General features: G+C 57.7%; 13 protein-coding genes and 1 pseudogene. 5 read left to right on the plus strand and 9 right to left on the minus strand.

Annotated elements, in window-relative coordinates; genetic code table 11:
- Positions 1-98: 98 nt before the first annotated feature.
- The 3 genes from HY298_07025 to deoC all read right to left on the minus strand — a co-directional run bounded on the left by HY298_07025 (position 99) and on the right by deoC (position 3,426).
- Positions 99-1,016 (minus strand): SGNH/GDSL hydrolase family protein, encoded by a 918-nt coding sequence (locus HY298_07025; GenBank protein MBI3850026.1) that lies wholly within the window; start codon positions 1,014-1,016, stop codon positions 99-101.
- Between the two features lie 79 nt (positions 1,017-1,095).
- Complete coding sequence (locus HY298_07030) at positions 1,096-2,439, minus strand: 6-phosphofructokinase (GenBank protein MBI3850027.1); 1,344 nt, start codon at positions 2,437-2,439, stop codon at positions 1,096-1,098.
- A 51-nt stretch (positions 2,440-2,490) separates the two neighbouring features.
- Entirely contained in the window at positions 2,491-3,426 is a 936-nt protein-coding gene (gene deoC / locus HY298_07035) for a deoxyribose-phosphate aldolase (protein MBI3850028.1), read from the minus strand.
- 164 nt (positions 3,427-3,590) lie between these two features.
- Between deoC and bamE the strand changes: the two genes are divergently transcribed.
- Complete coding sequence (gene bamE / locus HY298_07040) at positions 3,591-3,866, plus strand: outer membrane protein assembly factor BamE (GenBank protein ID MBI3850029.1); 276 nt, start codon at positions 3,591-3,593, stop codon at positions 3,864-3,866.
- A gap of 68 nt (positions 3,867-3,934) precedes the next feature.
- On the opposite strand, the gene HY298_07045 is transcribed toward bamE, so the two are convergent.
- From HY298_07045 to HY298_07070, 6 genes are all read right to left on the minus strand, one after another.
- Entirely contained in the window at positions 3,935-5,278 is a 1,344-nt protein-coding gene (locus HY298_07045) for a TolC family protein (protein ID MBI3850030.1), read from the minus strand.
- Between the two features lie 24 nt (positions 5,279-5,302).
- Entirely contained in the window at positions 5,303-6,385 is a 1,083-nt protein-coding gene (locus HY298_07050) for an efflux RND transporter periplasmic adaptor subunit (protein MBI3850031.1), read from the minus strand.
- A gap of 11 nt (positions 6,386-6,396) precedes the next feature.
- Positions 6,397-9,579 carry an efflux RND transporter permease subunit gene (locus HY298_07055; GenBank protein ID MBI3850032.1) on the minus strand — a complete coding sequence of 1,061 codons (3,183 nt, stop codon included), beginning with the start codon at positions 9,577-9,579 and terminating at the stop codon, positions 6,397-6,399.
- Between the two features lie 84 nt (positions 9,580-9,663).
- Complete coding sequence (locus tag HY298_07060; protein MBI3850033.1) at positions 9,664-10,653, minus strand: hypothetical protein; 990 nt, start codon at positions 10,651-10,653, stop codon at positions 9,664-9,666.
- A 12-nt stretch (positions 10,654-10,665) separates the two neighbouring features.
- Entirely contained in the window at positions 10,666-11,286 is a 621-nt protein-coding gene (locus tag HY298_07065) for a hypothetical protein (protein MBI3850034.1), read from the minus strand.
- Between the two features lie 22 nt (positions 11,287-11,308).
- The gene (locus HY298_07070) at positions 11,309-12,238 is read right to left on the minus strand and encodes a DUF1259 domain-containing protein (protein ID MBI3850035.1); all 930 of its coding nucleotides are present in this window, start codon (positions 12,236-12,238) and stop codon (positions 11,309-11,311) included.
- Between the two features lie 62 nt (positions 12,239-12,300).
- On the opposite strand from HY298_07070, the gene HY298_07075 reads away from it, so the two are divergent.
- From HY298_07075 to rcnA, 4 genes and pseudogenes are all read left to right on the plus strand, one after another.
- Positions 12,301-13,227, plus strand: coding sequence for a chromate resistance protein (locus HY298_07075; GenBank protein MBI3850036.1), 927 nt, complete (start codon positions 12,301-12,303; stop codon positions 13,225-13,227).
- 530 nt (positions 13,228-13,757) lie between these two features.
- The gene (locus HY298_07080) at positions 13,758-15,101 is read left to right on the plus strand and encodes a TolC family protein (GenBank protein ID MBI3850037.1); all 1,344 of its coding nucleotides are present in this window, start codon (positions 13,758-13,760) and stop codon (positions 15,099-15,101) included.
- A gap of 250 nt (positions 15,102-15,351) precedes the next feature.
- A pseudogene (locus HY298_07085) lies at positions 15,352-18,498 on the plus strand (efflux RND transporter permease subunit).
- The gene (rcnA, locus tag HY298_07090) at positions 18,495-19,634 is read left to right on the plus strand and encodes a nickel/cobalt efflux transporter RcnA (GenBank protein MBI3850038.1); all 1,140 of its coding nucleotides are present in this window, start codon (positions 18,495-18,497) and stop codon (positions 19,632-19,634) included. The pseudogene HY298_07085 and the gene rcnA overlap by 4 nt, the downstream one beginning before the upstream one ends.
- Positions 19,635-19,708 lie beyond the last annotated feature (74 nt).

Raw genomic sequence — 19,708 nt, forward strand, 5'->3', positions numbered from 1 at the left:
GTAATCCGGGCCTTGATGATTCGCATCCACCTGCTTGGCTCTTTGCATGAGCACTTCGTTGACGAGCGTGCGCGCACGGAAGGATTTGAGTTTGGTTTTCATGGGGCGTTTTTCTTCAGCGTTTTCCAGCCGGAAATCTGCTCGTCAATTTCTTTTCCCTTCGCCTTTGCCACGGCAAGCGGCAAGCCTCGATTCATCCCGGGCCGTTGGTGGCCGGTTTCGGTGAGCCATGCGTCTTTCATCATGCGCTGTTTGTCTTGAACCAGCTTCAGGATTTCCTTGCCGCGCGGGTGGGCCGCCAGCATCGCCTGCGGATCGTCAATGGCCGTCAGGTCCTTCGCGCCGAGATGCAATAGGATTTGTTTCGCGATGATCCAATGGCCGGTCTCGTTGCAATGCACGCCGTCGCCGGCGAGAAAAAATTTCGGGTCGCGCACGCGCTGCTCGGTGAGATCACGGTTCATTGGCCCGTGCAAGTCCGCCACGTCCCAGCCCGCCGCGCACTGCGCCAGCAGCCAGTCGGAGTAGCGGTCGAGCGCGTTGCCGTAGCCGGGATGACCGCCTTTGACTTCATCGAACGTCGGGGGCGTGATGAGAATGATTTTCACGCCCGCCGCCGTGACTTGTTCACGCAGCCGCTTGATGCCGGCTTGAAATTTTCGAAACCGTTCCGCGCTGAACGGCAGATAAATACCGTCATTCATTCCGTAACAAGCGATGACCAGGTCGGGCTTCGTTTTCTCCAGCACGCGGCTCAAACGTTCGTGCAAATCGGGCCGGGGAAATTGGCCACCCGCATGACCTTCTTCGGAAAGGCCGGAGACAGTTTCGCTGGGTAGGCCAAGATTCAGAAACTCGAATTGCCGCTCAGGGAAGCGCGTCACGAAGTAGGCCTCAATGATTTCAACATATTGGCCCGCATAGGTGATGCTGTCGCCGAGAAAAACGATGCGACGAACATCTTGTAACTTCGACAACGCGTTGGTGGACTCGGCCGCCGTCAGAGGTGATGGCATCAGGCAAAACAACAAGACGGCGAACAGGAAATGCGGCGAACGCCAGACCTCGACAACTTTTGAGTCGACTTCGAGCGCTCTAAGCATTGACTGATTCACGGGGTCTTTCGCTTGCGGTCGGGCCGGAGCTTAAGCCGACAATGTAACCAAACCGTGCGCGAAATTGTTCCCGCGTCATGTTTGCGGTCTCGGCAAATCGGGCGAGCCGCGTCGGTTTCTGGAAATCTTCCGGTTCGAGCCGGATCATGTAACGGCGCGCACATTCGTAGGCCTCGGCGTCCACATTGACTTTGCGCACCTGCATGCGGCCCGTCGCCGGATTGAGCAGTTGCTCGAACGGCAGTGGCATCATTTTGCCGCCGACAAAGGAAATGATGGCGCCATGTCTGGCCGCCTGTTCCGAACGCAGAAACTTCACCGCGGCATAACCGAGGTCGCGCGTGTATTCGGCATCGAACGGAATCGGATCGGCGCAGCGCAATTCGTAACCGAGGTCTTTGGCCACCAGCACCAGCTTCAGGCCAAGCTTCTCCAGCCGCTCGCCGAGCATGTCCGTGATCATCCGGCCGAAATCAATTTCGCCCAGCCGCAGGTGGCCGTGATCGTCACGGCTGATTTTTCCGTAACGCTCAAGCTTTCCGTGCTCAACCGCTCCCAACAATCCCTTCTCCCCGATGGACTCCAATAATCCTTCCGCCAAAACCGCGACGCCAAAACGGTTTCCGGTTGCGCGGCGTTTGATGATCGCGCCCAGGAGAATGTCGCAAACCTCGTCGAACGTGACGGGGCGTTCGCGAAACTCCTCCGGGATGATGGTCAGCGTGGCCGCGGCGGCCTTGCCCATACCAAGCGCAAGGTGTCCCGCTGCGCGCCCCATGCTGATGATGATGTACCAGCGCGAGGTCGTGCGCGCGTCTTCGGCCAGGTTGCGGACGATGGCCACACCGTGGTGTCGCGCGGTCTCGAAGCCAAACGTTGGCGTTGAGCCGGGCAACGGCAGATCGTTGTCAATGGTCTTGGGCACATGCGCGACGCCGATGGCGCCACCGGCTTCCTTGTAAACGCGGCTGGCGGAAAAGGCCGTGTCGTCGCCGCCAATGGTCACGAGCGCGCCGATGTTCCAGCCGCGCAGGACCTCCAGCACATTCTTCATGCTCGCTTCGGACTTCGTGGGATTGGCCCGCGCCGTGCCAAGAATGGAACCACCGCGCAGGTGAATATCTTTGACGCCCTCGATGCTCAACTTGGAGTAATGTTCCGCGTCACCTTGCGCGAGCCACTTGAAGCCGTCCCGAAAACCGATGACTTCGTAGCCCTGGTTGACGCCTTCAATCGTGGCGGCACTGATGACGCCATTGATGCCGGGCGCCGGACCACCCCCGACCAGGATGGCCAGCCGGCCTTTCTTTACAAGCTCTGCCATGAACTTATTCTAGCGGGTTGGATTTGATAGGAAAGCAATTTGACGCAAGCTTTACGGCAGCGAGAAGTAATCCGCGCCCTGGTAACTGCCATCTGCGAGCTTGGCGATTTGCATGAGCACGTCGTTGACGAGCGTGCTGGCGCCGAAGCGGAACAGGTCGGGCGTGAGCCAGTCGTCGCCGAGGGTTTCCTTGACCATCACGAGGTAGGCGAGCGCCTGCTTGGACGTGCGGAGGCCGCCGGCCGGCTTCATGCCGATGCGGATGCCGGTGGCAAAAAAATAATCGCGGATGGCTTCCAGCATCACGAGCGTGACGGGCAGGGTAGCAGCGGGCGAAGCTTTGCCGGTGCTGGTCTTGATGAAATCGCCGCCGGCTTGCATAGCGATTTCGCTGGCGAGACGGACGTTGTCGTAGGTCACGAGTTCACCGGTTTCGAGAATCACCTTCAAGTGTGCCGGGCCGCAGGCTTCCTTCGTGGCGGCGATTTCGTCGAACACTTTAGCGTGGTTGCCGGCGAGGAAGGCGCAGCGGTTGATGACCATATCAATTTCATCCGCGCCATCGGCCACGGCGCGACGGACTTCACCGAGTCTCGTCGGCAAGGGAAATTGTCCGCTGGGAAAACCGGTGGCGACGGAAGCCACGCGAACGGGCGAATTGTCGCCGAGGAATTTACGGGCGTATTTCACCATGTTCGGATAAACGCAGACTGCGGCGCAGGGCGGCACGTTGTATTTAGCCTCCGCGGGTTGGAGCGCCTTGCGGCAGAGATAGGCGATCTTGCCTGGCGTGTCTTTGCCTTCGAGCGTGGTGAGGTCGCACATGCTCACGGCCATCTTGAGTCCGACGAGCTTGGTGCTGGTCTTGATGCTGCGCTTGGAGAACGCGGCGGCGCGTTCCTCGACCATGACGGCGTCAACGGTAGGTGTTGTGAAGCCGGACTGGCGCGAAAGCTTCTCTGCTTTTGGGAGGACGGCTGGTTTCATGTCCAGCGTGACTGTGCCGACGCCATGCACGTTCGTCAATTCAAAGCGGCGCGGGGGGTTCGGTTTGTTGTTGGTCAATTTTTTTTGGCCCGTTTTCAATTCATTACTCTGGCAGTAATTCGCCTTGACCGGCCAAGAGTGTAAGGCACGATACAGATAAGATTATGAAAAACCTTATTTGCGTCTTACTACTCAGCTTGGTTTTCGGGTGTGCGTCAGTTCCGCCTGCGGGCCATATTCAGCCCGGCAAAATCAGTCACATCAATGTCGGCATGACGAGGCAGGAAGTCATTAACGCCATCGGTGAGCCAGAGAGTGTGTCGGCGGCAAAGGATTCCGAGACTCTCTATTATGTCGAAGAAAGACCGTGGTGGCAGTGGGCACGGATTGCCGTCAAGCTTGAGAACGGCAAGGTCACACAATTCGGCGAGGGCAGATAGTGCTCATTGCGCCGGCGCATTCGCGTCAGCCGACAAACAGTCAAGCAGTCCGCGACGCGGGCGCCTGGCTACAGTTTCCCGATCGCCTTGTTAAGTGAGTATTGCGCCTTGTTGAACTCAGCGACGGCTTTGAAATAATCCAACCGCGCGCGGGTCAGGTCTTGTTCGGCCTGAATGTTTTCGAGAACAATTCCAACGGCGAACTCCTTCCGCTCGCGGGTCAGTCGCAGACCTTCTTCGGCAGCAACCAACGCGCGCTTCGCCGTGTCGATCTGGTCGCCCAAGGATTGCCAGCGCGTGAAGGCTTCCACCACCTGGCGAGTAATGTCGTCGCGGAGTTTATCAACGGTGAGCCGCGCCACGTTTAAGCGCGAGTCTGTGGAATGAATGCGACCAAAGTCGAACAGGCCGCCCGGACCGATGCGCCAGCTCATGCCGACGAAGTAATCCTCCTGCTCACCGAACGTATCGGCAACACCGCGCCGGCCGCCGCCCAGCCCTCCCGCAAAAGCCTGCGCGCCGAGTGAAGGAATCACCGGCCCGTAAACGGCGCCGTTTTTCGTGTCGCGCGCCGCTGTCATGAGCGACTGGCTTTGTTTGAGTTCCGGGCGCGAGGTGAACGTTTGCTGAACGAGCGAATCGAGTGCCGCGTTGGTTTGGATGAGCGTGAGTGGCGCAAGGTCGGAATCGCGGGCGACCAATTCCACGACCGGATCAAGGTGCAACGTTTGCGCGAGCCGGGCGGCGGCGATGCGTTGTTGTTCGGCGGCCTGGCGAAGAGCAAGTTGGTTTCTTTCCGACTGAACCTTGGCGCGGAGCTGATCGCCTTTGTAAGCAATGCCGGCTTCGACGGCGTTTTGAATCTGCTTTTCATAGTCTGCAGAAATCCTGACAGCCTCACGCGCAACATCGACGGCGGCCTGGGCCAGCGTCAGATCGAAGTAACCTTGCGCCGCCGCGAGAGTGCTGTCCTGTCGCTGCGATTCGAGGGCGTGATCGGCGGCTTTGATGAGTTGTCTGGCCGCCAACGATTTGTAGATGGCATCGCCAATGTCCAGTTGCGCGCCAATGGTTCCGCCGGGAGCATAAGATTGTTTGTGGACTTCAATAATGTTGCCCGCCACGTCCTGAATCAAGTTATCGTGCCGGCGATAAGTGATTCCCGGCGAAAGCCACGGGAAGAACTGGGCGACGGCGCTTTCGTGATTAGCGCGGGCCTCGGCAAGTTTCTCGCGGGCAATTTTGATGTCGAGATTCTGCGCGCCCGCCAGTTGCAACGCAGTGGGCAGGTCGATCTGGTGAGCGACGTTCGTTTCGGCGGGTGAGGTGCGGATTGAGATTAAGAGAAAGATTAAGATTAAGATGGGGCTGCGGTGATTGCTATTCCTCTTAATCTCTCTCTTAATCTTCATCTTAATCTCTCCAGAAATCGTAAATCACTTCGCCTCCATCACGCTGACTGCCTGCCCGTCGTTCAAAACGTGCTTGCCAATCAAAATCACCGGCTCGCCACCTTTCAGACCATCAAGAATCTCGACTGAGACAGCGTCGTTGAATCCGGTTTTAACCGTGACCTTTTTGGCTTTGTTGTCAGTCACAGTGAAGACGGAGCTCTTTGCTTTTTCGATTAAAAGCGCCTCGACAGGCACCAACAGCACGTCAGTTTTTCGTTCGATGCCGAGCTTAATGGTTGCGAACATGCCGGGCCGCAGTTCGCGCGTGGGGTTGGGCAGTTCGGCCTCCGCCAGCATCGTCTTGGTCGCGTCGTCCAATGCGTAACTGAAGCGGGTGATCTTTCCATCAAAAGTGCGACCAGCTAATCCCTCCACGTTGACTTTGATCGGCTGATCTTTTTTTACAAAGGCGGCCTCAAGCTCTGGCACCGCGACCTGGATGCGCACCTTGCTGAAGTCCATCAACGTGAGCAGGGCGGCGTTCTGCGCGGCGCTGCCGGAAGTCGCGGCGGGAATGAAAGCGCCGGGATCAACCATGCGTTTGGTCACGACGCCGGAAAACGGAGCGGTGATTTTGGCGAAGCCGAGCAATGTTTCCGTGCGTTCCAGATTCGCCTTGGCGATGTCGAGTTTTCCTTTGGCGTTATCGACGGTCTGCGGGATGACCAGATCGGGAGCTTTTTTCTGCGCTTCGCTCACACGCCTGTAATCGATGGCCGCCACTTCAAGCTCGGCCTTGAACTTGGCGAGGTCGGCGAGCAGTTCGGGAACTTCGATGTCCGCCAGCAGCGCGGCTTCCTTGACCTCGTCACCCTTATCGACCGTGATCGTTTTCAAATAACCCGCGACCTTGGCGTAAAGCGTCGCCTGTTGATACGCCAGGACACTGGCCGGCAACGTGATGCTGCGCGTGATTTCGCCTCGATGCGGATGGACGATTTTCACCGAGATTGGGGAAGCGGGCTTGCCGATCGGCTCGGTAGCAGCAGGCTTGCAACTCAACAGTAATGTCGGTGCGAGTACGGTCAACAGAATGGAAGTGAAGCGAGCGATTTTAGGATTCATGATATTCTCATCTATTGACTTTTTCCGGGCAGAAGAGCGGGGCTGCTCCCAGCATCATCTGGATCAAGTGACGCCGAGCGTCGATGGCTGCGCGCTTGAACGATGGCAAACACCGACGGCAACACCAGCAACGTCGCGACTGTCGCCACCGCGAGTCCGCCGACAACCGCCCGACCAAGCGGCGCGGTTTGCTGGCCGCCTTCGCCCAGGCCCAAGGCCATCGGCATCATGCCGGCAATCATGGCCAAGCTCGTCATCAAGATGGGGCGCAGGCGACTTTGCGCTCCATCAACCGCCGCCGCGGCTGCCGTTGCTCCGCCGATGCGACTGCGCTCTGCAAAAGTGACGAGGAGAATCGCGTTGGCCACCGCCACGCCGATGGCCATGATTGCGCCCATGAACGATTGAATGTTGAGCGTCGTTCCGGTCAACCAGAGCGTAAGCACGACGCCTGCAATCACAGCAGGAACGGTGGAGACGACGATGACTGACAACTTCACCGATTGGAAATTGGCCGCCAGCAGCAGGAATATCACAACCACGGCGAGCAAAAGGCCGGTTCGCAGTCCATCCAACATTTGCTGCATCGGCACGACCTGTCCGCGAACCGCGACGCTCACCCTTGGCGGCGGATTGCCCAGTTCTTTAATCGCCTTCGTCACTTGCTGCGCAACACTTCCCAAGTCCGCGCCGCCGATGTTGGCCGTCACCGTTATCATCCGCTGCATGTTGTAGCGTTCGTATTGGCCGACCGTGGTGCCCTCGGTGACGTTTGCTATATTGCGGAGCAAAATCGCCTGGCCGTTGCGATACGTCACCGGGAGGTTTTGAGCTTCTTCAACCGAGTCCATGTAGGTCTGTGGGATTTGCACTTGGATTTGGTAGGCCACGCCACTGTTCGGGTCGGCCCAAAAGTTCGGGACGACAAAGCGACTCGACGATGTGGCAGCGACAAGAGAACGAGAAACTTCCGCCATCTTCACCCCCATGATGCCGGCGCGTTCGCGATTCACGGCCACGTCCACGGTCGGATAATCCAGTGCCTGACCGAACTGCACGTCACGCAAAGTGGGAACCTGGTGGAGCTTGTCCTTTACTTTCTCTGCGAACTCGCGATTAGCCGCCAGATTCGGACCGCTGACCGCCACCTCAATCGGCGTGGGCGCGCCCAAACTCATGACGCGGCTGACGATGTCACTCGGCTCGAACGAGAAGCTCACTTCCGCCAATTCCGCAGCGAACCTTTTACGCAGCCGTTCCTTAAGTTCTTCGATGCGAATCGACGTGCCGGGCTGCAATTGAACCTGAACCACTCCTTCCTCCGAGCCGCCGTTCCAGAGGTAAATCAAATTGATGGGATAACTCGAAGGGTGAACTCCGATGAAGCCAAGAGTGATTTCGACATTATTTGTGCCGACTTCATTCTTGATGATGTCCAACGCTTGCAATGCGATGGCTTCCGTGCCATCGACGTGTGTGCCTGTGGGCGCGCGCAGGCGCACTTGAAGCTGACCCGCATCCACCTTGGGGAAAATCTCGGTGCCAAGCTGCCGCCCAATGAAGACAATCATTACTGCTGCCACGGCGAGATACGCGCCCACCACCAGCCAGCGCACGCGTACGACTTTTTGCGCAAAGCCAGCATAGTGTTTCTGGAATTTTGCAAATCCAGTTTCAAGTTTGCGTTCCTCCTCCACGACTTTCTCCTGAACCTCCTTATGGCCACGCAGAACCCAAACCGACAAAATCGGCACCAGCGTGCTCGACAGGAGATAAGAAGCAACCATCGAGAAACCGACGGCGAGTGAGAGCGGCACGAACATCGCCTTGGCAGCGCCGACCATGAAGAACGACGGGACAAACACGGCCAGCACACAAAGCATCGCGATAAGCAATGGCAAGGCGACTTCATGGCCGGAGTCCACCACGGCACGGCCGACCGCTTTGCGGCGTCCCAAATGGGTGTGGATGTTTTCAATCACGACCGTGGACATATCGACGAGGATGCCGATGGCCAAAGCCAACCCGCCGAGCGTCATGATGTTGATGGTCTGTTTGGTAATCCACAACGCGAGCACCGCGCCCATCAGCGCGAGGGGGATGTTGATAACGACAATCAAGGAACTCCGCCAATCGCGCAAAAACAAGAGCACCATCAAGCCTGTTAGCAGAGCGCCCAAAGCGCCCTCCAAAGTCAGTCCCGCAATCGCGCCGGTCACGTAGGGCGACTGGTCAAATTCATAGCTAACCTTCACATCTGCCGGCACCACACTTTGGAACTTGGGGATGTTTTTCTTCACCAGATTGACCACCGAAAGCGTGGAGGCATCGCTGCGCTTGGTGACCGGGATGTAAACGGTCCGGCGGCCGTTCACCAGCGCATAGCTGGTAATGATGTCGGAGGCGTCCCTCACCTCGCCGATGTCGCGCAGAAAGACAGCGGGATACGTGCCCGTGCGAATTGGAACGCTTTCCAGGTCCTTGATGTTCCTCACCACCGAATTGAGTGGCACCATCGGATACTTCCGTTTGATGGGCATGTTTCCAGAGGGACTGATGATATTCGCCGCGGTGATTGCCGCGACGATTTCGTCGGGCGACATGTTGTAGGAACGCAAGCGGTCGGGCTTGACATTGATGACAATACTGCGCGCGCTGCCGCCGAAGGGTGGCGGCGCCGAGACGCCGGGCAACGTGGCGAACAGCGGGCGCACGAGATTCAACGCTGCATCCTGCATCTCACCAACCGTGCGGGTCTCGCTGGAGAACACCAGATTGCCTACCGGAACGCTGCCGGCATCGAAGCGCATGATGAACGGCGGCACGGTGCCTGGTGGCATGAAGGCGCGGGCGCGGTTGACATATGCGACGGTCTCGGACATCGCCTGGGACATGTCGGTGCCGGGATAAAATTGCAGCTTGATGATGCTCGCGCCCTGGATCGATTTGGATTCCACGTGCTCGATGCCGGTGATGTAAAGGAAGTGATACTCGTAGTAATAGGTGAGGTAACCTTCCATCTGCGCCGGGTCCATGCCGCCGAAAGGTTGCGCGACGTAAATCGTGGGAATACCCAACGTGGGGAAAATGTCACGCGGCATTTGTCTCAGCGCCAGGACGGAGCCGAGGGCCACAGCGATAACCGCTACGGCGATTGTCAGAGGACGGCGGAGTGCAGGTTGAAGGAGATTCATCGGGCTATTGGATATTGATTTTCCGGCAACTATTTAATCGTTCAAAATAAACACGCCGTGTTCGGCACGACAAAGAAATTCTCATCACTCCGTAATCTGATAAATGCGGGTTTCCGCCGATTGATTTCCTCGATGTGGAACGGCCAGATACAACAGGCTCAATTCAGGTGAGAAGAAGGACGTGCGCGCACCGGCAGCCGTCGGAATTTTCTCCAACGATTTGTAGTTGTCAGCATCGCGCTGTTCGATGATATCGATAAAACCTTCGCCGCATGAAATGTAAAGCCGTTTGTGTTTCGCATCGTAGAATAAATCATCCGTGTCGCCGGAAATGGCAAGGTCGGCAACGGGTTTGCCGGAAGCCGTGTCGAAGACAACCAGTCGCGACGGCTGTCGGCAGCCGAGGAAGAGCCGGTGGTTTGCTTCCTCAAGCGCCATCGGGAAGTTGGCTTTGAACTGCTTCATCGGCCATGTCGCCATAATGCTTTTCTTCTCGCGATCAATTACGACGACCTGTTGCGCATCGGGCACATTGACGAAAATGCGCGAGCCATCGGCTTCCAACTGGAATGATTCCGGGTGGGCGGGAAGTTTGACTTCGCCGAGTTTCGTCCGGCCCGCACTGTCGAGAATGGCGAGAGCGCCGTCGCCATAGCCGACGTAGATGAGTTTGGTTTTGGCGTCGCGGCGCACGTTGTCGGCGTCGTCTAGGCCCGGAAGGTTGTTAGCCAGTTGGTAGGAAACGCCGTCGAACAATTTGAACGAGCCGTCATCGCCGTTGGCGACGCCGATTTGATTCAACTCCGGCAGAAAAACCACGCCGGTCGGTTTGCGAAGGCCGGTGATGCTTTTGAGGCGCTTGCCCGCTGCCACGTCGAGCACTTCGAGCGTGTTGTTGCCGAGCGCGGCGACGAACAGCCGCCCGCCTTTTGCGTCCACGGCGAAATGGTCGAACCGGCCTTTGACGCCCGGCAGCGGGATTGTTTTGACGAGCTTGAGCGCGGCAGGCTCTTGCGCGAGCGCGCCCGACAATAAACCTGTCGCCAGAACCGCCATCGGAACGATGCGTTTCATGAACGTGAACCTTTACTTGCTCCCGAAAGTGAAATCGTCAAACAAGGTCACGCTGTCGGCCTTCGTCCACACGCCGACCATTCCAGCATCGGAGAAAGTCTTGTCGTCCCACTCGATGGCTTTCTTCCCGTCAAAGGTGACGGTGAAATGCTCGCCACTGAAGTCCACGCGCAAAGTGTGCCACGCGCCGGTTGCAACTTTCATTTGGGTGCGCTTCTTCTCGCTGCGTTTGCCCTTGATCGTGTGATAAATGCAGACGTTGTCTTCGAGCGCATTGGCGCGGGCGATGTAATAATTGTCCGAGTCCTTCGCCCGCCAGACCACGCCGCCGGCCTGATCTTCTTTGCCGGAGATCGGTTTGAACTTCACTTCGACAAAGCCGTCTTTCAGGCTGGTGTCGTTCTTGAGGCAGACCGGATAGGTGGCTACCCCGGATTGCTTGAGGACGTTCGGTTTGCTCGGCGCGCTGTCGTCCTTCTCGATTGTCCACTTCGCTTCGCCTTTACCGGTTTTCGTGGCGGTCCAGCCGGGCGGCGCTGCGCCCGGCGTGGCGTCGTCGAAGTTGATGGTTTCGGCCAGTGCGTTGCTACTTATCAGACTTGTCATAACGAATACTAAGTTGAGTTTTTTCATGGTCTTCTCCGGTTGGTTGGTTTCACTTCGCGGTCTTTTGCACATCGAGCGTCTGCTTGAGATTACGGGCCAGCGACTCAGCTTTTCCTTTGCCCCAGTAATGCAGAAAAATCATGCGGGGTTCTTCGTGCGTCATGTGGTGATGAATCGCGACGATGTTGATGCCGGCTTTGCGCAACGCTTTGAGCACACCTTGCAATTCGTTTTCATGCACCGCGAAGTCGCCGTCCACGACCGCATTTTCGTCCGTGCCGGCGAAGGCGGCCCACGTGTTCACGCCCATTTCTTTACCGACCTCACAGCCGCAGGGCATTTTTGTTTTACGGCCAATCACTACTTTGAACATGCCGTTGTTCGCCTGGCCTTTAATGCCGAGGAGGTCCTCGATGGCTTTACCCGTGATGGAGCTTTGCGCCGGCAAACGCGCGCCGTTAAAACTTTTCGCCGGTTGAGGGGTGGCTGCGCGAATTTCCTTCACCTTGTCGAGCGCTTTTCGGACGCCGGTCGCGACTCGTTCCACGCTGCCTTCGCCGCCGATGTGCATGAAAAAAACCTTCGGCTCGTCAAAGAAGAAGTGATTGTGCAACGCCGTTACGTTGAGGCCAGCGTCAAGCGCAGCGCTCATCACCGGGTTCACTTCGTCCTGGAAGAGAACCAGATCGCCCATCACCATCGCTTCGGCGGTTTTGCCGGGTGTGAACGCGGCCCACGAAGTGAGGCCCATGAACGGCGGCATCACCCATTCATCCACGGCGACTTTCACGTCGGTGCGGGGCGCGGAAACCTTAAACACATCTTCCTGTTCATTGAACGCGCCTTTCAATCCGGTGAGTCGTTCGATGGCGGCGGTGTCGATTTTCTCGACCGCACAGAAGGCGGAGATTTCGGCGCTGAGAAAAACTGCGATGGACGCGAGGATGATCTTCACATGTAAACGTTGTTCTATTTTCATAGCAAGCTCTCCGGTTCGGAATTCCATTGAAATACATCTTACATTCATGTATTCAAGTCAACATGATTTTTCCGAAGGCCTGGCTGCTTCTACTCTACGGGCTGCCTACCAAGCACAGTGCCGAGCGCGTCAGCTTATGGCGCAAGCTTCGGAAGTTCGGCGCGCTGCAACTCAAAACTTCTGCCTATGTGCTGCCGGACCAGCCGGTGCACTTCGAGCGATTCCAGTGGCTCGCCAAACAAGTGCGCGATGACGGCGGCGACGCCACACTGATTCGCGTGACCGAAATCGAAGGGCTGTCCAATCAACAAATCGCCCAGAAGTTTAACGACGCGCGTGCGAAGGACTACGCGGATTTGAGCCGGGTTGCGACGGCCTTCATCAAAAAGAAAAGAGGAAAAAGACAGGGTTCATCCAACGACGAACTCGAAAAGTTCCAGCAGCGGTACAACGAAATCCGGGAGATTGATTACTTCGACTGCCCCGCCGCGCACGACGCGCAGATTCTGTTGAAACGCGCGGCGGGGTTGTTGCCCTCAGTTTTCAAGGTAGGCCGGAAACTCGACGCCAAAACATTCTCGGGCAAAACCTGGCTCACCCGTCCACGACCCGAAATTGACCGCGTCGGCTCGGCCTGGTTGATTCGCAAATTCATTGAACCGACGGCGCGTTTTGTATTCGCCACAAACCCGGCGACTCATCCCGAAGCGATTCCATACGACATGCTTGACGTTGAGTTCACGCACCAGGGCGAAGATTGCACTTATGAAACCCTGCTGAGGCGCTTCGGCATCCGCGACCGCGCGGCCCAGCAGATCGGTGAGATGATTCACGACGCCGATCTCGAGGACGGCAAGTTTCAACGCGTCGAAGGTTTTGGTCTCGACCGCGTGTTCAAGGGCTGGGCCAAGCTCGGTCTCAGTGATACGGAGATTCTCGCCAAAGGCTTTGATTGCTTCGAGGCGCTTTACAACTGGCTGAAAAAATGAAACGTGATCAATCTGTGGCTGTCCGCCAAATCGTTGACACGGGTAGGCTTTCCCGTATAAAAGTCTCACCCGTGATCCGCATTCACAGAATCATTGCGCTGCTAATGTTGCTGCTTTGGTGGCCAACGACCTCGCACGCCCTTCTTGAGGAAGTGGGTTGCATTCACCAAGACCCAACCGATGCTGACTCGGATCAACACGATGCGGCAGATGGCATTTCGTTGGCGACCTCCCTCAGCGACCAAGTCCAGCCGGAATGGGTTGTCTGCCCGTCGTCGCTACTTCCCGTTTTATTCAGCGGTTCCTCACTGGCTGAATCGCTTTCTGGCTTCGTTCCGCTTCCCATCATCAATCCGTCTCCGCCTGAACTACAGGTGGCCTGGCAATTCCATTGGCGCGCGGCGCTTCCTGCCCGCGCTCCTTCCTTCGCTTCCTGAGAAGTTCTCCGGCTGAGAACTTCTTTTCCTGGCGTTGGCGTGCTTGCGCGCCTTTCGTCCGTCAAGTCGTCGTGTTTCTAAAACCTCTGCATTATGAAGCAAAAAGAAATTTTGAAATTGTGTGGCCTTGCCATGGTGTTGGCCGTAGTAATTTATTTTGCGAGCGAGCCAATATCAGCGCAAGAAACACCGAAAGAAACCGCTGCCGGGTTGCCTACTGCTACGAATCAAGTGACTCTCGCCGCGCTCGTGGCCGAAGTGCTGGAGAAAAATCCTGAGCTGAATTTCTACCAAGCCGAAATCGCCGCAACAAAAGGCGAGCGTCGCACCGCTGCGGCGTGGGCCAATCCTGAAGTGTCTTCGACCGTCGGGCAAAAACTCGTGCGAAGCGGCGGACTTTCAGATGAGGGTGTCGCGTGGTCGGTGGGTGTGCAGCAGACGTTTGATTGGCCGGGCCGCATTCCGCTGCGAAAGGCGATTGCCAACCGCCAGATGCAACTGGCCGAACTCGGCTTCGCGCAATTCAAGGCGTCGCTGGCGGCGCGGACACGCACGCTCGCTTACGGTGTGTTTGCGGCGCAGGAAAAAGCGGCGGCGGCGAAAGAAGTCGCCGACCGATTCCAGCAATTGCGCGAGGTCCTGGTCCAACGCGACCCGGCCGGACTCACGCCGCAGTTGGAGACGCGCATCATCGAAGCGACGGAGTTGACGCTTCAGCGGAAAGCGACGGAAGCCGCCTTGGAATCACAGGGGGCATTGCTTGAACTGAATCAACTGCGCGGACAGCCGTGGACGAACGCGACAAAAGTCGAGCCGGTCAAACTGACGTTTGGCAAAGCGCCGGGACCGGATGATTTGCTCGTCGCAGCGCAAACAAACAACTTCGAGTTGCAAATGCGGCGTGTGGAATTGGAGCAACAAGGCTTCAAGGTTTCGCTCGCACGAAAGGACGGTTATCCGTCGCTCACAGCCGGGCCGTATTACTCGCAAGAGCGGGCCGGCGACCGCGAACAACAAGTCGGCATTGGCGTTTCACTGCCGCTGCCTTTGTGGAATCGGAACAAAGGCAGCGTCGAAACAGCGGAAGCGCGGCGAAAGCAAGCGGAGACTTCACTTTTCATCACGCAACGCGATCTTGACCGGCGCATACTTGAAAGACTTTTGGCGTATCAAACGAAGCTCGCAGAAATCAGCAAGTGGCGGCCCGAATCAGTGGACGAATTTCGCCAAGCAGCGGAACTGGCTGACCGGCATTACCGTCTTGGCGCAGTGCCGATTGCCACTTACGTCGAGTTGCAGAAGCAATACCTTGAAGCAGTCGAGGCGTTGCTCGACACGCGGCGTGAGGCTTTGGATGCCGGTCAGGAATTACAGCGGCTCACGGGACTGAACTTCAACGCGGGGCGGGTCGCCACACCAACGGAGGGGAAGCAATGAGCGTGAGCAACGTCCGCCCTCACCCCGGCCCTCTCCCCAAGGAGAGGGAGAACGGTTCGCCGCCCTCGAGGGATGTGAACGCGTCGGTTTACCGCGCGCGCTCAGAAACGCATGTCAGAAAAGCGGCGACTGCAACCGTGACTTCCGAGCCGTCGAATGATGCTGCTTCGCCCTCCTTCTCCTCGGGGGAGAGGGCCGGGGTGAGGGCGAGCGTTCTTCAAATCAATTCAGCGTGTTCGCACATCTGCTTATGATTGACCGCATTCTTGAATTCTCTCTCCGACAGCGCGCCATAGTTTTATTTGCCGCCGTCGCGCTGTTCGCGGGCGGTCTGTGGTCGGCGCTGAATTTGCCGATTGACGCCGTGCCGGACATCACCGGCGTGCAGGTGCAAATTAACACCGAAGTGTCGGCCCTCGCGGCTGAGGAATCGGAAAAGCTCGTCACGCGACCCATTGAAATCGAAATGGCCGGCCTGCCCGGAATGGAGGAGATGCGTTCGCTGACGAAGTTCGGGCTGTCGCAGGTGACGCTGCAATTTCGGGACGGCACGGATATTTTCCGCGCCCGTCAACTCGTCACGGAGCGTTTGCAAGGTGTGCTGGACAGCTTGCCGCCCGGCGCGTCGCCGAAGCTCGCTCCAATCAGCACCGGACTGGGCGAGATTTTTTATTACAACGTCCAGTATCGCGCGGACGCGACGAACAAACCGGCGACCGAACTGGAGCAACTCATCGAGTTGAGTGAAATCCAGGAATACATCATCAAACCGCTTTTGCGCACCGTGCCGGGCATCGCGGAAATCAACGGCAGCGGCGGTTACGAAAAACAATTCGTCATTCAGCCGAAACCCGACGCGCTGGCCGACGTGAACATGACGTTCAGTGAACTGGCTGAGCTCGTTGCGCAAAACGTCGAGAACGCGGGCGGCGGCATCGTCAGTCGTGGCACGGAGCAACTCACGATTCGCGCCGTCAGCCGGGTCAGCAACACGGAGGAAATTGAAAACCTGCCGCTGAAATTTGGCGCGGCCGTCAAACCGCTGCTCGTCAAGGACGTCGCCGAAGTGAAGCTCGGCACAAAGTTTCGCACCGGCGCGGCGACGCTCAATGGACATGAAACTGTCATCGGCACGACGATGATGCTGGCGGGCGAGAACAGCCGTACCGTGGCCGAGCGCGTGAAAGCGCGCTTCAAAGAAATTCAAAGCAAGTTGCCGGACGGCGTGGAATTGCAGGTCCAGTATGACCGCTCCGAACTGATTGACCGAACGATTCGCACGGTCAGAAACAATTTGTTCGAGGGCGCGATTCTGGTGGTCATCGTCCTTCTGGTTTTGCTGGGCAACTGGCGCGCGGCGCTCATCGTGGCCACGGCCATCCCGCTTTCATTCTTGTTCGCTCTCACGGGCATGGAGCGCTTCGGCATCTCCGGCAACTTGATGAGCCTCGGCGCGATTGATTTCGGGCTTATCATTGATGGCGCGGTCGTCATCGTGGAAAACATCGTCCGCCAAATGGGCCAGCGTCAGCATCACCTTGGCCGCGCGCTTACGACCGAGGAACGCGCGCACGTTGTGCTGGCGGCGAGCAAACAGGTCGGTTCGCCGATGTTCTTTGGCGTGGTCATCATCACGGCGGTCTATATTCCGATTCTCGCGCTCACTGGGATTGAAGGAAAAATGTTTCATCCCATGGCGCTCACCGTGATGCTCGCACTGACCGGCGCGTTGCTGCTCACGTTGACGCTCATGCCGGTGCTCTGCTCATTCCTGCTGCGCGGCAAAGTTCACGAGGGTGACAACGAAATCATTCATTTCATCAAGAAACTATACACGCCCTCGCTGGACATCGCGCTGCGGCATCGCTGGCTTGTGACCGGCTGCGCGGTCGTGCTGTTCGCCGTTTCCATCTGGCTGTTCACGCGGCTCGGCGCGGAGTTTGTGCCCAAGCTCGACGAAGGCTCAATCACTTCGATGCTCTACAAGCCCGTCGGCATGAGCATGGAGGAATCGTTGCGAACGGACATCGAAGTTGAAAAAACCTTGCTGAAAGAGTTTCCCGAAGTCACGCGCGTCTTTACCCGCATTGGCACGAGCGACATCGCCACCGACCCGATGCCGCCGAACGAAAGCGATGTTTATATTTTTTACAAGCCGATCAAGGAATGGCCCAAGACGCCGGGCCGTCCGCGCACCAAGGCGGAATTGAACGAGCAAATCGGAGTGATGCTCAAGAGGTTGAATCCCGACTACGACATCCTTTCCGCGCAGCCGATTGAAATGCGTTTCAACGAAATGCTGGAAGGCACGAAGGCCGAGCTTGCGGTGAAGATTTTCGGCAACGATTACGACGTGCTGGAAAAACTCGCCGAACAAATCAAAGGCATCCTGGAAAAAATGCCCGGCACGGCGCAGGTCGAACATGAAACTGAAGGTCGCACGCCGCAGTTGGAGATGAACGTCAAGCGCGACGTGCTGCAACGCCATGGCTTGCAGGCGGGCGAAGTGAACAAGGCCGTCAACGCCGCGCTCGCCGGACAGAAAGCCGGACAGATTATCGAGGGCAACAAGCGATACGACATCGTGGTGCGGATGCCCGAACAACTCCGCGCCGACGACGAGCAAATGAAAAAACTTCCCCTGCGCGTCGGCGAGCACGGGCTGTTGCCACTCGGCAAAGCTGTGGCGTTTGCGACCGTGAAAACCGTCGAACCAATTCTGCGCGACTAGGGCCAGCGCCGCGCCGCGTTGATGGTGAACCTCAAGACGCGCAACATCGAAGGCTTTGTGCGCGACGCCGAGCGAAGAATCAAAGAGCAAGTGAAGCTGCCGGAGAATTATCTCGTCGAGTTCGGCGGACAGTTCGAGAACTTGCAGAAGGCGCGCACGCGGCTCATGGTCGTCGTGCCCGCGACGCTGGCGCTGATTTTCATGCTCGTGTTCATGTCTTTCAGCAGCGTGCGGCAGACCTTGATTATTTATACCGGCGTTCCGCTGGCCGCGACGGGCGGGGTGCTCGCGCTGTGGATTTGCGGAATGCCGTTCAGCATTTCGGCGGCAGTGGGTTTCATCGCGCTGAGCGGCGTGGCTGTGCTCGACGGTCTGGTGATGCTGACCTACTTCAACCAACTGCGCGAAGGAGGCAAGAGTGTGCGCGACGCGGTCGTGGAGGGTTCGCTCACGCGCTTGCGTCCGATTCTGATGACCGCGCTCGTCGCGAGTTTCGGTTTCGTCCCGATGGCCGTTGCGACCGGCGCGGGCGCGGAAGTGCAACGTCCGCTGGCCATCGTCGTCATCGGCGGTCTGCTCAGCTCAACCTTCCTCAAACTCGTGTTGCTGCCGGTGCTTTATGAGTGGGCTGAAAGCAAAGTCCGCAAACCAGTCGAAGCCCCATGAACTCTTTTTCCGATTATCTCGCGCACGGCAACGCCTGGCTCTACATCCCGGCGGCGATTCTTCTCGGCGCGTTGCATGGGTTAGAGCCGGGTCACAGCAAAACGATGATGGCGGCGTTCATCGTCGCCATCCGCGGGACGGTTGGTCAGGCAGTCTTGCTCGGCATCTCGGCAACGGTTTCACATACGGCATTGATCTGGATTCTCGCATTTGTTGGACTCCATTATTCCGGCAAGTTCGCCGCCGAAGATGTCGAGCCGTATCTGCAAGTCGCCACCGGCGTCATCGTCATCGCCCTGGCGGCATGGATGGTCTGGCGCATTCGGCGGATGCAAAAGCCAACGACGCACGGGCCACACGGTGGGCCGGTGCTCAAGACCGAAGACGGTTTGGTGGAAGTGAGCGTGTTCGAAACCGATGTGCCGCCGCGATTCCGTCTTTATTTTTTTGACGAGGCGCGGCTGGCCATCGCGCCGCCGGCGGACTTGGAAGCGACGTGCGTGACTATCCGTCCCGAAGAAGTCGGAAAAGGCGCGGGGCAGATTTTCCAATTCAAAACGCACGGCGCGTATCTCGAAGCAACGGCTGAATTGCCCGAGCCGCACGAATTCGAGTTGAAACTGACACTGCATCGCGCCGGAGTTGCGAAGACACTTGCGACAACTTTCATCGAGGAGCACGACCATCATCACGATCACGAACATCCTCACGACCACAGCCACGCCCATGAACATGCGCAAAGTCACGACTTGCAAGACCAGGACGCGCACGAACGGGCGCACGCTCGCGATTGGCAGCAACGCTTTGCCAATCGGGACGTGACGACTGGACAACTTCTCCTTTTCGGCCTGACGGGCGGATTGATACCGTGTCCATCAGCATTTGCAGTGCTGCTGGTCTGCCTGCAACTGAAACAATTCGCGCTCGGTTTCGCGCTGGTGCTGGCGTTCAGCGTCGGCCTTGCGCTCACGCTGGTCACGGTCGGTTCACTGGCCGCGCTCTCGGTGAAACACGCGACGAAACGTTTCGCGGGTTTGCACAAGCTGGCGGCGAAAATGCCTTACGCGAGCGCCGCGTTGATGACGCTCATTGGTTTGTTCATTTGCATTCAGGGCGCAAGGCACCTGTTGCATTGAAGGAGCGAAAATCCTGCGATTGAGAACAAATCAACCAGACACTTCGCGCGATCGTCATTCGCGGATTGCTGGAG

The organism is Verrucomicrobiota bacterium (assembly GCA_016200005.1).
Lineage (GTDB): Bacteria > Verrucomicrobiota > Verrucomicrobiia > Limisphaerales > PALSA-1396 > PALSA-1396.

What these genes read in the sequence shown, in the direction of transcription:
- HY298_07025 (MBI3850026.1), bottom strand. Translation starts at nt 1,016, where the DNA reads ATGCCATCACCTCTGACGGCGGCCGAGTCCACCAACGCGTTGTCGAAG.
- HY298_07030 (MBI3850027.1), bottom strand. Translation starts at nt 2,439, where the DNA reads ATGGCAGAGCTTGTAAAGAAAGGCCGGCTGGCCATCCTGGTCGGGGGT.
- deoC (MBI3850028.1), bottom strand. Translation starts at nt 3,426, where the DNA reads ATGAAACCAGCCGTCCTCCCAAAAGCAGAGAAGCTTTCGCGCCAGTCC.
- bamE (MBI3850029.1), top strand. Translation starts at nt 3,591, where the DNA reads ATGAAAAACCTTATTTGCGTCTTACTACTCAGCTTGGTTTTCGGGTGT.
- HY298_07045 (MBI3850030.1), bottom strand. Translation starts at nt 5,278, where the DNA reads ATGAAGATTAAGAGAGAGATTAAGAGGAATAGCAATCACCGCAGCCCC.
- HY298_07050 (MBI3850031.1), bottom strand. Translation starts at nt 6,385, where the DNA reads ATGAATCCTAAAATCGCTCGCTTCACTTCCATTCTGTTGACCGTACTC.
- HY298_07055 (MBI3850032.1), bottom strand. Translation starts at nt 9,579, where the DNA reads ATGAATCTCCTTCAACCTGCACTCCGCCGTCCTCTGACAATCGCCGTA.
- HY298_07060 (MBI3850033.1), bottom strand. Translation starts at nt 10,653, where the DNA reads ATGAAACGCATCGTTCCGATGGCGGTTCTGGCGACAGGTTTATTGTCG.
- HY298_07065 (MBI3850034.1), bottom strand. Translation starts at nt 11,286, where the DNA reads ATGAAAAAACTCAACTTAGTATTCGTTATGACAAGTCTGATAAGTAGC.
- HY298_07070 (MBI3850035.1), bottom strand. Translation starts at nt 12,238, where the DNA reads ATGAAAATAGAACAACGTTTACATGTGAAGATCATCCTCGCGTCCATC.
- HY298_07075 (MBI3850036.1), top strand. Translation starts at nt 12,301, where the DNA reads ATGATTTTTCCGAAGGCCTGGCTGCTTCTACTCTACGGGCTGCCTACC.
- HY298_07080 (MBI3850037.1), top strand. Translation starts at nt 13,758, where the DNA reads ATGAAGCAAAAAGAAATTTTGAAATTGTGTGGCCTTGCCATGGTGTTG.
- rcnA (MBI3850038.1), top strand. Translation starts at nt 18,495, where the DNA reads ATGAACTCTTTTTCCGATTATCTCGCGCACGGCAACGCCTGGCTCTAC.